At 62.6% G+C, this 13,177-nt stretch carries 13 protein-coding genes; 4 read left to right on the top strand and 9 right to left on the bottom strand.

Going from position 1 to position 13,177, the window contains the following annotated elements:
* Together NKI39_RS19145 and NKI39_RS19140 are read left to right on the top strand one after the other, a co-directional pair.
* Positions 1-819, top strand: a complete 819-nt coding sequence (locus NKI39_RS19145; protein WP_352542013.1) for an MBL fold metallo-hydrolase — start codon at positions 1-3, stop codon at positions 817-819.
* Positions 820-1,022: 203 nt separating this feature from the next.
* Positions 1,023-1,613: a hypothetical protein gene (locus tag NKI39_RS19140; RefSeq protein ID WP_352471855.1), complete on the top strand. Its 591-nt coding sequence runs from the start codon at positions 1,023-1,025 to the stop codon at positions 1,611-1,613.
* A gap of 102 nt (positions 1,614-1,715) precedes the next feature.
* On the opposite strand, the gene NKI39_RS19135 is transcribed toward NKI39_RS19140, so the two are convergent.
* Genes NKI39_RS19135 through NKI39_RS19120 form a run of 4 tightly spaced genes read right to left on the bottom strand, consistent with a single transcriptional unit; the run spans position 1,716 to position 4,338 of the window.
* Positions 1,716-2,270 carry a DUF2076 domain-containing protein gene (locus NKI39_RS19135; protein WP_352542012.1) on the bottom strand — a complete coding sequence of 185 codons (555 nt, stop codon included), beginning with the start codon at positions 2,268-2,270 and terminating at the stop codon, positions 1,716-1,718.
* 32 nt (positions 2,271-2,302) lie between these two features.
* Positions 2,303-3,010, bottom strand: coding sequence for a Bax inhibitor-1/YccA family protein (locus NKI39_RS19130; RefSeq protein WP_352448927.1), 708 nt, complete (start codon positions 3,008-3,010; stop codon positions 2,303-2,305).
* A gap of 24 nt (positions 3,011-3,034) precedes the next feature.
* Positions 3,035-3,808 carry an anti-sigma factor family protein gene (locus NKI39_RS19125; RefSeq protein WP_352833580.1) on the bottom strand — a complete coding sequence of 258 codons (774 nt, stop codon included), beginning with the start codon at positions 3,806-3,808 and terminating at the stop codon, positions 3,035-3,037.
* On the bottom strand, positions 3,805-4,338 hold the full coding sequence (locus tag NKI39_RS19120; protein ID WP_502896504.1) for a sigma-70 family RNA polymerase sigma factor: 534 nt from the start codon (positions 4,336-4,338) through the stop codon (positions 3,805-3,807). Before NKI39_RS19120 ends, NKI39_RS19125 begins: the two co-directional genes overlap by 4 nt.
* A 218-nt stretch (positions 4,339-4,556) precedes the next feature.
* On the opposite strand from NKI39_RS19120, the gene NKI39_RS19115 reads away from it, so the two are divergent.
* Both NKI39_RS19115 and mazG read left to right on the top strand, forming a co-directional pair.
* Positions 4,557-5,741, top strand: a complete 1,185-nt coding sequence (locus NKI39_RS19115) for an amino acid aminotransferase (protein WP_352682713.1) — start codon at positions 4,557-4,559, stop codon at positions 5,739-5,741.
* Between the two features lie 136 nt (positions 5,742-5,877).
* Positions 5,878-6,702 (top strand): nucleoside triphosphate pyrophosphohydrolase, encoded by an 825-nt coding sequence (gene mazG, locus NKI39_RS19110; protein ID WP_352772849.1) that lies wholly within the window; start codon positions 5,878-5,880, stop codon positions 6,700-6,702.
* A 6-nt stretch (positions 6,703-6,708) separates the two neighbouring features.
* Here the strand turns inward: mazG and hflX are convergent, their stop codons facing one another.
* The 5 genes from hflX to NKI39_RS19085 all read right to left on the bottom strand — a co-directional run bounded on the left by hflX (position 6,709) and on the right by NKI39_RS19085 (position 13,080).
* Positions 6,709-8,100, bottom strand: a complete 1,392-nt coding sequence (hflX, locus tag NKI39_RS19105) for a GTPase HflX (protein WP_352833577.1) — start codon at positions 8,098-8,100, stop codon at positions 6,709-6,711.
* Positions 8,101-8,346, bottom strand: a complete 246-nt coding sequence (gene hfq, locus NKI39_RS19100; RefSeq protein WP_006202172.1) for an RNA chaperone Hfq — start codon at positions 8,344-8,346, stop codon at positions 8,101-8,103.
* Between the two features lie 145 nt (positions 8,347-8,491).
* Entirely contained in the window at positions 8,492-9,355 is an 864-nt protein-coding gene (locus NKI39_RS19095; RefSeq protein ID WP_352448933.1) for a D-amino-acid transaminase, read from the bottom strand.
* 88 nt (positions 9,356-9,443) lie between these two features.
* Positions 9,444-10,805: a nitrogen assimilation response regulator NtrX gene (gene ntrX, locus NKI39_RS19090; protein ID WP_352471845.1), complete on the bottom strand. Its 1,362-nt coding sequence runs from the start codon at positions 10,803-10,805 to the stop codon at positions 9,444-9,446.
* Positions 10,795-13,080, bottom strand: a complete 2,286-nt coding sequence (locus tag NKI39_RS19085; protein WP_352833574.1) for a sensor histidine kinase NtrY-like — start codon at positions 13,078-13,080, stop codon at positions 10,795-10,797. The genes ntrX and NKI39_RS19085 overlap by 11 nt, the downstream gene beginning before the upstream one ends.
* Between the last annotated feature and the right edge of the window lie 97 nt (positions 13,081-13,177).

Raw genomic sequence — 13,177 nt, 5'->3', positions numbered from 1 at the left:
ATGAGCGACCGGTTACGTCTTACCGTCCTCGGCTGCGGCTCATCGCCGGGCACGCCACGCATCACCGGCGACTGGGGCAATTGCGATCCCGCAAATCCCCGGAACCGGCGCACGCGCACCGCAGCGCTTGTCGAGCGGATCGCGGCGAATGGCGCCCGGACCACGGTCGTCATCGACACCGGCCCGGATTTCCGCGAGCAGATGCTGCTGGCATCCGTCAAGCGCATCGATGCGGTGGTCTATACACATCCGCATGCCGACCATATCCACGGCATCGACGATCTGCGCGGCTTCGTGCTCGAGCAGCGCCACCGGATCGACATCCATGCGGATCAGGCTACCATGCTGCGCCTACGCGAGGCGTTCCGCTACTGTTTCGAAACACCGCAAGGCAGTTCGTATCCGCCGATCGTCAACGCCCATATCATCGACCACCACAGGCCGGTGGTGATCGCAGGCGAGGGCGGCGCCCTCACCCTCGAACCGCTGCTGCAGCTCCATGGCGACATCACCTCGCTGGGTTTCCGCATCGGCGGGCTGGCCTATTGCCCTGACGTCAGCGACTTTCCGGAGGCGACCGCCAAGCGTTTGCGCGGGCTGGACATGCTGGTCATCGACGCGCTGCAATACACCGTCCATCCGAGCCATCTGTCGCTTGGCCAGGCGCTTGGCTGGATCGAAGGACTGGCGCCGAAGAACGCGGTGCTGACGCATATGCATGTTCCGCTCGACTACGCCACGGTAATGGCCGAGACGCCGGCCAACGTCGAGCCTGCTTATGACGGCATGACGATCGAAATCCCTTACGAATCAGCGTGAAGGGCGAGGTTTTTACGGCTGGGTTCGCGGGTTTGGATCTCGCGGAGTGCTATCTTCACGCCACATCCAATCGGCTACGCCAGTTCCATAATCTATCTTATGCGACTACGCCTATAGCATCCGATGGCGGCGAGATCAGGCCGGTCACTCGTAGACGTTCGCAACAGCGCTGTGGGGCAACGGGCATGCTAGGATTGCGAATCATGAAGACGCTTCCGCTGCTTGCAGGTCTTGCCCTCACCCTCGCCTGCGCGCTCACCGATGCGCGAGCTCAGGATGTCAGTCGTACGCCAGGCGAGAACGACCTGGCTTTCGCCAAACGTGTTGTTGGGTTCGCCGACAATGCTGATCCGCACACCACAGCCGTGAGCTGGAACGGCCTCCAGACACTCTTCGTCGATTACCAGACCGCCGAGGAATATCCGGAACGCCCGCTCGTCGCGCTGCAACGGCTAGCTGACAACAGATATCGCGCAATCCAGGTCACGCTCGGTGAACAAGAGGGCGACACACCGGACATCGCGCTCGGCCTCGCCAACGCCGACCACGACCCGGCAAAGGAACTGATCGTGATACTTTCCTGGGCTCAGATGCACTACGATGTCGAAGGGACGCTCTACGAAGTTCGCATCTTCGATGGCCCCAAGCCAGGCCAGAAGGCGCTGACTCAATTGAAAGCGAGCCGGAAGTTCGACGCCACATGCGACTGCCATTGGCGCGACGGCACAACGAAGCACTTCCGCTTCAAGACGATCGCAGCGGTCAAGGCTGAACTGAAGCGCCTGGGTTATTAGCCGCCGGCGAGGGCTCGCTTCCCGGATGTTGCCCTCGCCATCTCGCCTATGCTTACCCGCAATCGTCCCCAGCGCCGGTACAGGCACAGTCTGGGTCGCTCATCAGAACTCCATATCACCGAAGTCACCGCCATTGTCGGAGCTGGCATCGCCTGCCTGATCGGCTTCGTCCGGCTGCGGCGTCGGCTGTTCAGCTGCCTTCGCTTCGCTGCCGCCAAACACGCCGGCGATCGCGTTGCCGAGCAGCACGCCGCCCGCCACGCCCATCGCGGTCTGCGCGGCGCCGGCAAGAAAACCGCCGCCTGCCCGCTGTGGCGTGTCCTGCGGCCCTTCAGTTGCAACGGAGGCGGTGCGCCCTACCCGCGGAACCGAGCCTGAGCGCCTGCCGCCGCTGCGGCCGAAGAAGCCGCTGAGCGGTCCACCGCCGGCCGGCTGCCGCGCCTGCTCCTCCAGTTCTTCTATGCGCGCCTGAGCTGCGTTCAGGGCCTGCTCCTGCACCACGATCGTCTGGGCCATGTAATATGGCGCCCCAGGCTGCTGGGTGATCTGGTCCTGGATGAAGCGCTCTGCTTCGGCATCGCGCGGGGGCGCCTGGCGCTCGGCGCTTGCCAACTTCTCGAAGAGCTGTCCGATCGCTTGCTGATCGTTTCTGTCCATGATGTCCAACTCCGGTCTTGGTTCAACGCCGGCTATTCGCGCTCGCCGGTGAAGTTCAACAGCAGTTGGAAGATGTTGATGAAGTTCAGATAGAGCGAGAATGCACCGAAGACAGCGAGTTTCTGCTGTGATTCCGCGCCGAAGTTTTCCGCATACTGCTCTTTGATCGTCTGGGTATCCCAGGCGGTGAGGCCTATGAAGACGGCGATGCCGATCACTGAGATCGCGAATTGGAGCGCGGTCGAGCCCAGGAAGATATTGACGATGCTGGCGATCACCACGCCGATCAGGCCCATGATCAGGAACGACGAAAACTGCGTCAGGTCGCGTTTGGTCGTGTACCCGTAAAGGCTGGTCGCGCCGAACATGGTGGCGGCGATGAAGAAGGTGCGTGCGATGCTGGTGCCGGTAAAGACCAGGAACACGGAAGCCAGCGACAGGCCCATGACCGCGCAGAATGCCCAGAACATCGCCTGGGCGCCGGCTGCCGACATCGCCTGCATCCGAAACGAGAACAAGAGCACAAAGGCCAGCGGGGCCAGCATCACCACCCATTTCAGCGGTGTGGAGAAGATCGGCACGTAAAGAGCGGGCGTGGAAGCCACCACGAACGCGATCACGCCCGTAACGACGAGGCCAAGGCCCATATAGTTATAGACGCGCAGCATGTGCCGGCGCAGGCCTTCATCGTAGACGGCTCCGGCTCGGGCTCCGGCCCCGATATATCCGAGATTGTTCATGTGGTTCTCCTTCTTGCAGGTCGATCAGTAAAGCGTTTTGGCGAGCGCTTCGGCCGTGCGATCGAGACCGCCGACATCGCTGCGTCCGACGACCGCGTAGGCGACCTCGCCGATCTGGAAATAAGCCGAGGAAACTTCGCCCGAGGGAACGACGGTCGGCTTGACGACGTCGAATGTTCCGGGCCTGATCGCGAACAACGAGACCAGCCCCATCTCTTTCGTCTCGACAGCCATCTCGACGCTCGGTCCGAATTGCGATGGATAGATCTGCACGTCACGGACCGTCCAGTCCGCTGACAGCGATGGCATCACGATCGCCGTCGCGGCGCGGATTTCGTCGGCATTGTAGCCGGGTGCTTCGGGTTGCGACGACATCGCCTCACGCACGAGCGTCGTGCGGTGCGCCCGGACCGCGTCCTCCACATAGGCCGGCGGATGGGTCGAAGCGACGACTTCCGTCACCGATATCGGTCCGATGAGCCCGTTCGCAAGCCAGCCGGCAGCGACGAAGACAGCGACTGCCGCAGCTCGCTGCAAAGCACCAAGGACGCGGCCGCGCGCCAATCCCCGCTCCAGCCGCCGTGCAGCATCGGCCGTCGCGGGCCGCGCCATGCCTTTCGATCCGGCAAGCGCCACGCGCAATTCGTCACGCATCCGTAAGTCGGACATCACCCGCGCGGCCGCGTCCGGGCGGGCCGAAAGGAACGCCTCGACCTCGATGCGACGAGCCACGTCCAGCTGATCGTCGACATAGGCGTCGAGATCGGCGTCGGTCACGGGATCGCGCAGTTGGTTCATGATCCACCTCCGACGATCTTCAGATGGCCTTTCGCGCGTGCCGGCACCGCGTCCTCCATCTCGCGCAGGGCCGCACGCGCCCTGCCGATGCGCGACATCAGCGTGCCAAGCGGCACGCCACTCACCTCAGCGGCCTGGCTGTAGCTAAGCCCCTCGATGGCGACGAGATGCAACGCCGAACGCTGCTCCTCCGGCAATTCGAAAAACGCTTCGCGCACCTGCGCCAGACGGACCGAATGTTCCTGCGGCGCCGGGACATTCGCCTCGGCGAGATAGCCGGCCTGTTCGATGCGCATTGCTTCGGATTTGCGGGACCGCAGACCGTCGATGAATGCATTATGGACGATCGACAGCAGCCATACGCGAAGATTTCCGCCGGAGCGGAAGCTGCCGCGTCGCTCATAGGCACGCACCAGCGCATCATGCACCAGATCCTCTGCATCGGCGCTGTCGCGCGTCAGCGAGCGTGCATAGCGGCGCAGCGAACCGAGCTGTCCCAGAATATCGAAGCGTGGCATCGGCCGTTTCATGTCCTGTTTACGGAGCAGGTCGGGATGTTAATCCCGCTCTCCCCGAAATTTTCTTACGGCTCGCCGCGTTCTCGTCCTGGGAGGTATCGGGCCCGCTCTCGCCCGCCAGATAGTATCGGCCGCCTTCGAGGCAAACCGGCGCCGAGTTGGCGCATATGAAACTGCTGGCAAAGCACGGCCGGTTTGCGTATCACTCCGCCGCCAACGGAACCTTATCGATGTTCGAAAATCTCCAGCCCGCGCCTGCCGACAAGATCCTGGCCTTGATCGGCCTCTATCGCGCCGACCCGCGTCCCGACAAGGTCGATCTTGGGGTCGGCGTCTATAAGGATCGCGACGGCAAGACGCCGGTGATGCGCGCGGTGCGCGAAGCCGAAAAGCGGCTGCTGCAGGGCCAGGATACCAAGACCTATCTCGGCCTTGCCGGCGATACCGCCTTCAACGCGGCGATGGCCAGGTTGGTGTTCGGCCCAGCCGCCGACATGACGCGCATTCGTGCGGCGCAGGCGCCAGGCGGCTCCGGCGCGCTGCGGCTGGTAGCAGAGCTGCTGAAAAGGACCCGCACCGACGCGATGGTCTGGCTGTCGGATCCGACATGGCCGAACCACATGCCGGTGATGCGCGCCGCTGGCCTGCAGATACGCGAATATCCCTATTTCGACGCTGCTTCTGGTGCGGTTCGCTTCGACGACATGCTGAATGCATTGAGAACCGCGAATCCTGGCGACGTCGTATTGTTGCATGGCTGCTGCCATAACCCGACAGGCGCCAATCTAGACATCTCGCAATGGGCTGCCATTGCCGATCTTGTCGTTGAGCGCGGCCTGCTGCCCTTTGTCGACATCGCCTATCAGGGCTTTGGCGAGGGACTTGATGCGGATGCCGCCGGCTTGCGCCTTCTGGCGGCAAAAGTTCCGGAAATGGTCGTTGCCTCCAGCTGCTCGAAGAACTTTGCCGTCTATCGCGACCGAGTCGGTGCAGCGCTGATCATGGCGAAAGGTGGCGCGCAGGCGGATTTGGCGATGGGCCAGATGCTGTCGGCGGCGCGCGCCATGTATTCGATGCCGCCGGACCACGGCGCGGCGGCGGTGCGCATCGTGCTTGAAGACCCCGCATTGCGTTCCGACTGGGAGGCAGAGCTTGAAGAGATGCGGCTGCGCATGCTGCGGCTGCGCGTCCAGTTCGCCGAGGCGCTGCGGCGGCAGTCCAACTCCGACCGTTTCGATTTCGTCGCCAGCCATCGCGGCATGTTTTCCCGGCTTGGCCTGTCGGAGGCGCAAGTCGAGCGGCTGCGCGCCGAGCATGCCATCTATATGGTCGGCGACAGCCGCATCAACGTTGCCGGCCTGCCCGAGGACGGCATGGATGCGCTCGCCAAGGCGATAGTCTCCGTGCTCGACTGATGCTTTTGCTAACTAGGATCTTCCGGAAACCGGCTTCCACTTTCGTATCATGGTCTGGCGGCCCGTCTGTGGACAAGGCGCCCTCACCGGCTGAAGCCGTTGGCCGCACAGCCGTGTACAGGATAGCGTTTCCCAGATGAAACCCTCGAAAGACATTTCCCGACTGATCGAGATCATGGCAGCGCTGCGGGCGCCGGAAACCGGCTGCCCGTGGGATATCGAGCAGGACTTTTCGACAATCGCGCCGTACACGATCGAGGAAGCCTACGAAGTGGCGGACGCCATTGCGCGCGGCGATCTGGACGATCTGCGGGATGAACTCGGCGATCTCCTGCTGCAAGTGGTCTACCACGCGCAAATGGCCGAGGAGGCCGGCGAATTTTCATTCGGCGATGTGGTCCAGGCCATCACCACAAAAATGATCCGCCGCCACCCCCATGTCTTCGGCGACAACAAGGCGCGCAGCGCCGGCATGGCCAAGGGCATGTGGGAAAAAATCAAGGCAGAGGAAAAGGCGGAGAAGCGCAGTGCGCGCCTCACCCGTGGGCTCGACCCGGAAGACCATGGCAAGGGCTTTCTCGACAGCGTGCCGGTCGCCCTGCCCGCGCTGACCCGGGCGCTCAAGCTGCAGGAAAAGGCCGCCCGCGTCGGCTTCGACTGGAGCGAGGCGGCGCCGATCCTCGACAAGATCGAGGAGGAGATCGGCGAACTACGCGAGGCGCTGGCCAAAGGCGACACTGCGCCGATCAAGGACGAGTTCGGCGACATGCTGTTTGCGGTCGTCAATCTCGGCCGGCACCTCAAAATTGATTCCGAAGCGGCACTCAGCGGCACCAACGAAAAATTCCGGTCGCGCTTCCACTATGTCGAGCGGACGCTGCAAGCGTCGGGAAACAGCCTGGAAGAGGCGACACTGGACGAGATGGAAGCGCTCTGGCAGCAGGCAAAAAGCGCGAAGTAACCGCCTCTACCCGTTGTTTTGACGGCGCAATCGGCTTTCGATCTCCTGCCGAGCGCTGTGTGTAGCTTTAAGCGCGACGGTTACGCTGCCATCCTCATTGTCGTCGCGCGAGATGATGTCGCCGTTGCGGTAAAGCCAGTCGACGACGCCGAGTTGGTCGGGCTTGAGTGTGACGGTGAAGGTCTCCAGTTCGCCCGACATCATCGTCTCGATGATCGCCTTCAGCGCATCGATGCCTTCGCCGGTTACCGCCGATATGGCGATCGGCGGTGCCTTCTTGCCGTCAGCACCATCGGCAAGCAGCCGCGCCCGGTTGCCCTCGTCGAGCCGGTCGATCTTGTTCCATACTTCGATGACGCGCTTGCTATCGCGGGCATCGACGCCGAGATCGGCAAGGATGCGCTCGACATCTTCGGCCTGCGCGGCCGTATCGGGATCGGAGATGTCGCGCAGATGAATGACGAGGTCTGCCTCGACCACTTCCTCCAGCGTCGCCCTGAAGGCCGCGACCAGATGCGTTGGCAGGTCGGAAATGAAGCCGACCGTATCGGAAAGGATGATCGGCGTGCCGTGCGGCAGACGCACGCGGCGCAGCGTCGGGTCGAGCGTGGCAAACAGCATGTCTTCGGCCAGCACCCCTGCTCCGGTCAGCCGGTTGAACAGAGTCGACTTGCCGGCATTGGTGTAGCCGACGATCGCCACTACCGGAAATGGCACCTTCTTGCGCTTGGCGCGGTGCAGGTCGCGGGTGCGGCGCACAGTTTCGAGCTCGTGCTTCAGCTTGGTGATCTTGTCCTGCAGCACACGCCGATCCGACTCGATCTGGGTCTCGCCAGGGCCGCCGAGAAAGCCGGCGCCGCCACGCTGGCGCTCGAGGTGGGTCCAGCTCCGCACAAGGCGGCCTTTCTGGTAGTTGAGATGGGCAAGATCGACCTGCAGCGTGCCTTCCTTGGTGCGGGCGCGCTCGCCGAAAATCTCCAGGATCAGCCCGGTGCGGTCGAGCACCTTGGCGTTCAACTCTTTTTCGAGGTTGCGCTGCTGTACCGGGGTCAGCGGATGATCGACAATGACCACTTCCGCGTGGCCCTCTTTGACGATCTCAGCGAACTCCGCCACCTTGCCGCTGCCGAGCAAGGTCGCCGGGCGTGGATCGTTGACGGTCACCACCGCCGTGTGGACCAGGTCGAGGTCGATGGCGCTGGCGAGGCCGACGGCCTCGTCGCGACGAGCCTCGGCGGAACGGGTCAGGCGGGGGCGGTTGGTGTCGTCGCCGCCACGCGGCTGCCGGGTAAGCACCGGCACGATTACCACCGCCCGGGTCGGGCCGTTGGCCTCTGTCCCGGTCTGATGTGCTGGTTTTCCGCGAACGCGGCGGTCCGCGTCTTTCTCACGTTCCAATCAGGCGCCCTGGCTTTCCTCACCATCGAACATCTGAACCGGCTGGCTCGGCATGATCGTGGAAATAGCGTGCTTGTAGACAAGCTGGGAATGGCCGTCGCGACGCAGCAGAACGCAGAAATTGTCGAACGAAGTGACCACGCCGGTCAGCTTCACGCCGTTGATGAGAAAGATGGTGAGTGGATTTTTGCTCTTGCGAACTGAATTCAGGAACAGGTCCTGAAGATTTTGCGATCGTTCCGCCATTGTTCTTGTCTTTCGCCGATCCCCTTCGGTTTGCAGGCCAATGCGCCAAATTAGCCGGCACATGTCAAGCACGCAAACACCATCTTGCCGTCAGTAACGACAAGCAGAACGAGATATATTGATGTTCATTCCATCTGTGCGGTTATCAGGCTGGACTTTTTTCCGCAACGTCAAAAAAGGCCTGCCGTAATGAAACTGTTATCGAGCCCGGGTGGCCGTTGGCGACGGGAGCGCCATCGATCGCCACCACCGGCATGGCAATCGTGGTCGCGGAGCTGATGAAAACCTCGCGCGCGGCCTTGGCTTCGGCCACCGAAAAACCGCGCTCCTCGATCTTCAGGCCGAGCTTGGCGGCCACGTCGAACAGCGTCGTACGGGTGATGCCGCGCAGGATGCCGTGCTCGGCCGGCCGCGTCACCAGCACGCCGTCCCCGGTGATGATCCAGGCGTTCGACGATCCACCTTCCTTGACGGTGCCGTCGACATCGACGAACCAGGCCTCCTGAGCGCCGGCTTCCTTGGCTTTCTGCTTGGCCAGCACGTTCGGCAACAGGCCGACCGACTTGATATCGACCCGATCCCACCGGTTCTCCGGCACTGTGATAACCCGGATCCCGCTCTCGGCCCGCTTCGCGGCAGCTGCAGGATCGGCTTTTTTGGCAGTCACCACCAGCGACGGCTTCGTCTCCGCCGGCGGGAAGAAAAACTCGCGGCTGGCGACGCCGCGTGTCACCTGGACATAGACCAGGCCGTCGACGACATGGTTGCGGCGCACCACCTCGCGCATGACGAGCGGCAGCACGCCGCGCGTGATCGGCCAATCGATCGAGAGTTCGGCAAGTGAGCGGTTCAATCGGGCGAGATGGCGGGGCATGTCGACGATGAAGCCTCGTGCCACCTCGCAGACCTCGTAGACGCCGTCGGCGAATTGATAGCCACGGTCCTCGATATGCACGGAAGCTTCGGCGTGAGCGACGTAGCGCCCGTTCACATACGCAATGCGCGGCATGGCTAACCCCTGAAAGAAGTCCAGCTTTCTTATGCGATTCCAAGACCGCCGTAACCGATAATTGCGTGGGCCACGACTGGTTTGGCTGTCAGACGCCCAGCGACTTCAGCTTGCGGTGCAATGCAGAGCGTTCCATGCCGATAAACTCTGCCGTCTTCGAGATATTGCCGCCAAAACGGTTGATCTGGGCGATCAGATAGTCCTTCTCGAATTGTTCGCGCGCTTCCCGCAGCGGCAGCGCCATTATGTGCTGATCGGATTTGTTTGGAGTGCGCGGCATGACGTCGCCGATCTCGGCAGGCAGGAGATCGGCGGTGATCGGCGCATCGACATCGTCGCCGCGCGCCAGGATCATCAGCCGCTCGACATTGTTGCGCAACTGGCGAACGTTGCCCGGCCAGTTATGCGCCTGCAGCACCGCCAGCGCGTCGTCGCCGATGCGGCGCGGCTTGATGCCGGCCTGGCGAGCGATCTGCTTCATGAAATTGTCGACCAGATAAGGAATGTCCTCGCGACGCTCGGCCAGTCCCGGCACCATGACCGGAACCACGGCCAGGCGATGATAAAGGTCCTCACGGAAACGGCCGTCGGCGATCATGGCTTCCAGGTTCTGCGAGGTCGACGAGACGATGCGCACGTCGACCTTGACCCGCTTGGTGCCCCCTACCCGCTCGAACTGCTGTTCGACCAGCACGCGCAGGATCTTGTTTTGCGTCTCACGCGGCATGTCGGCCACTTCATCGATGTAGAGAATGCCGCGATGGGCTTCCTCCAGCGCGCCGACCTTGCGTTCGACGCCGTTCGATTCGGTGCCGAACAACTCGATCTCCATACGCTCAGGCGTGATGTTGGCGGCGCTCAGCGTCACAAACGGTGCACTCTTGCGCGCCGACAGTGCGTGGATGGCGCGCGCCGCCAGTTCCTTGCCCGAGCCGGAGGGGCCGATAATCATGACGCGGCTGTTGGTCGGCGCGACGCGCTCGATGGTCTGGCGCAATTGGCTCATTGCCGACGACATGCCGATGAGGTCGAAAGTCTCGCCGCTGCGCAGCTTGAGATCCGAAACCTCGCGTCTCAATTTGGAGGTTTCGAGCGCCCGTTCGGCAATGAGGATCAGCCTGTCGGCCTTGAATGGCTTTTCGATGAAATCATAGGCGCCGCGGCGGATGGCCGAGACTGCCGTTTCGATGTTGCCGTGGCCCGAGATCATTACCACCGGCAGGTTCGGGTGCATCGTCTTGATCTCGTCCAGCAAGGCCAGGCCATCGAGCCGCGAGCCCTGCAGCCAGATGTCGAGGAAGATCAGCCTGGGTGCCCGGTCGGCGACCGCCGCCAGCGCGCTGTCGGCATCAAACGCCGTGCGTGTTTCGTGACCTTCGTCGCTCAGGATGCCGGCGACGAGTTCGCGGATGTCTTCCTCGTCATCGACGATGAGAATATCAGACGCCATTACCGACCTTTTCAGTTTCTTTTTCGTGTTCCGTCTTGCCCTCGCCGCGTACCGGAACGGTGGCGGCAACCGGCAGGATGATGCTGATCATTGCACCCCGCCCATCGTGGAAGTCCGCTGGTGCATCGTGCAACTCGAGTCGCCCGCCATGGTCCTCCACGATCTTCTTGACGATAGCGAGGCCAAGCCCGGTGCCTTTCTCGCGTGTCGTCATGTAAGGCTCGAGCAAGCGCTGCCGGTTCTCGCGCGGCAAGCCCCTGCCGTTGTCGATGACGTCGATTCGAATCGCGCCATTCTGACGCCCGGCTTGAATCCGGATTATGCCGTGCGGACGATCCTCTGCATCAAGTCCGTCGATGGCTTCGGCAGCATTCTTGATGACGTTGCCGAAAGCCTGCGCCATCAGCCGGCTGTCGAACGTGCCTTTGAGCGGCTCATTGCCGAAGAAGCGCTCGAAGGTGATGTCGGCCCGGCTCACTTCGACCAGGAACGAGGCTTCGCGCAACGAATCGCGCAGATCGATGGCCTTCATTTCCGGTTTCGGCATGCGGGCGAACGCCGAGAACTCGTCGACCATGCGGCCGATGTCCTCCACTTGCCGGATGATGGTGTCGGTGCATTGATCGAAAACCTCACGGTCCTCGGTGATGACTTTGCCGTAACGCCGCTTGATACGCTCGGCCGAAAGCTGGATCGGCGTCAGTGGATTCTTGATCTCGTGGGCGATGCGTCGCGCCACGTCGGCCCATGCGGAGGAACGCTGTGCCTGGACCAGATCGGTAATGTCATCGACTGTAACGACGTAGGATTTATCCTCCGAACCGTCGTCGCCGGCTTCGATCGTGATCTGTACGTTGAAGGTCCGTTCAGTGCCGGCACGATAGAAGGTGACCTGTTCGCGATAGACCGGCTTGCCCGACTTGCGGCCGATCTCGAAGACGCGGCCGACATGCGGCAGCACGGCCGAAAGGTTCTGCCCAAGCGCTGCCGTGGCGGATATGGCCAGCATCGTTTCCGCCGAACGGTTGACGATGGTGACGATGCCATATGGATCGACGCCGATGACCCCGGCGGTGACGCCGGCAAGCACCGCCTCCGAAAAGCGCCGCCGCTCGTCGATCAAATCCTTGGCCGACAGGATCTCGTTGCGCTGCGATTTCAGCTCCATCAGCATCTTGTTGAAGGTGTCGCCGAGCGAGGCGACGTCACCGTCGGAGGGGCGGACAGGCACGGCTACGTCGAGATTGCCGGTGGCGACCTCATCGGCCGCGCCGATGAGCTGACGAATCGGCCGCACCAGGCGGTCGGCCACCGCAATGCCGGTCCAGATGGCAGACAGGATGATGATCAGCGTCAGCGACAGATAGGGAAGCGCGAAAGCCACTTGCGAGGTGCGGCGATTGTCTTCGAGACCGCGATATTCGGCGGTGTTGGATTTGACGATCTGCCGTGCCTTGATCACCTCGGGATCGACGAGGCGGATGGTGTAGAGATAGAGCCCGTCGATCTCGCGCAGCTTGACGATCGCACCCATGATGTTGCGGGTGCGCGGCTCTATCAGCACCGGCTTGCCGTCGGCAGCGCTTGCCACGGCGCCCTCAGGCGGCTCCGGCATGGCAAAGTCGGCGTCGGTCTTGGCGCTCATAACGAAGGAACCATCGGGCTTGATGAGTGCTGCGTGCGCCAGCGAGCGTCCCACCGCCTCCTTGTTCATGAGATCGAGGAACCCGGTGCGATCGAGACCGTAGAGCGTGCGCGAAGCGTCGAGGTCGTAAGCCATCGACAACGTCGTGCCCTGAAGATTTCGCGCGTTTTCCTGCACATAGGCGTCGGCGATCGACAACGACGAATTGACGATCGTCTTGGTGCGGATCTCGAACCAGCGGTCGAGGCCGATGTCGAGCGTGATCGACGCGATGATCGCCACCATGATCGCGGGGATGGCGGCGACCAGCGCAAACATCGCGACTATGCGGACATGCAGGCGCGACGCAGCCTTGCCGTGCCGGCGTGCCATCAGGATGCGATGCACCTCGCGGCCGACCAGCAAGATCAGAAACAGGACGAACGCCGCATTAAGCGCAATCAGCGCCAGCGTCGTCCTCGCGTCGGGCGTGATCGGCGTCGCGCCGACCAGAATGGCGAAGGAGATCGCCGCCGTCACCAGCGCACCGGCAACGGCGATCACGCCCGGCAGCGCAAGCAGCCGGCGACCGTCTCGCGCGCCGGTATTGCTGAAAAGCGATTTGCTCAGTGTCGGTGCGTGCAGGGCCATGTCGCCGTCTAGAGCCAGTGATTGCGTCGGATGTATGCAACGCATTGTGGCGATTATGCAACAAGTGTGGCCGAGACGGAAATCTTTCGGCAATCGA

Origin of the sequence: Mesorhizobium sp. M0664 (assembly GCF_040320565.1) — a bacterium.
In the GTDB taxonomy this organism is placed as follows: domain Bacteria; phylum Pseudomonadota; class Alphaproteobacteria; order Rhizobiales; family Rhizobiaceae; genus Mesorhizobium.
The sequence above is the reverse complement of the archived record's forward strand: the minus strand, read 5'-3'. Positions and strand labels throughout refer to the sequence as shown.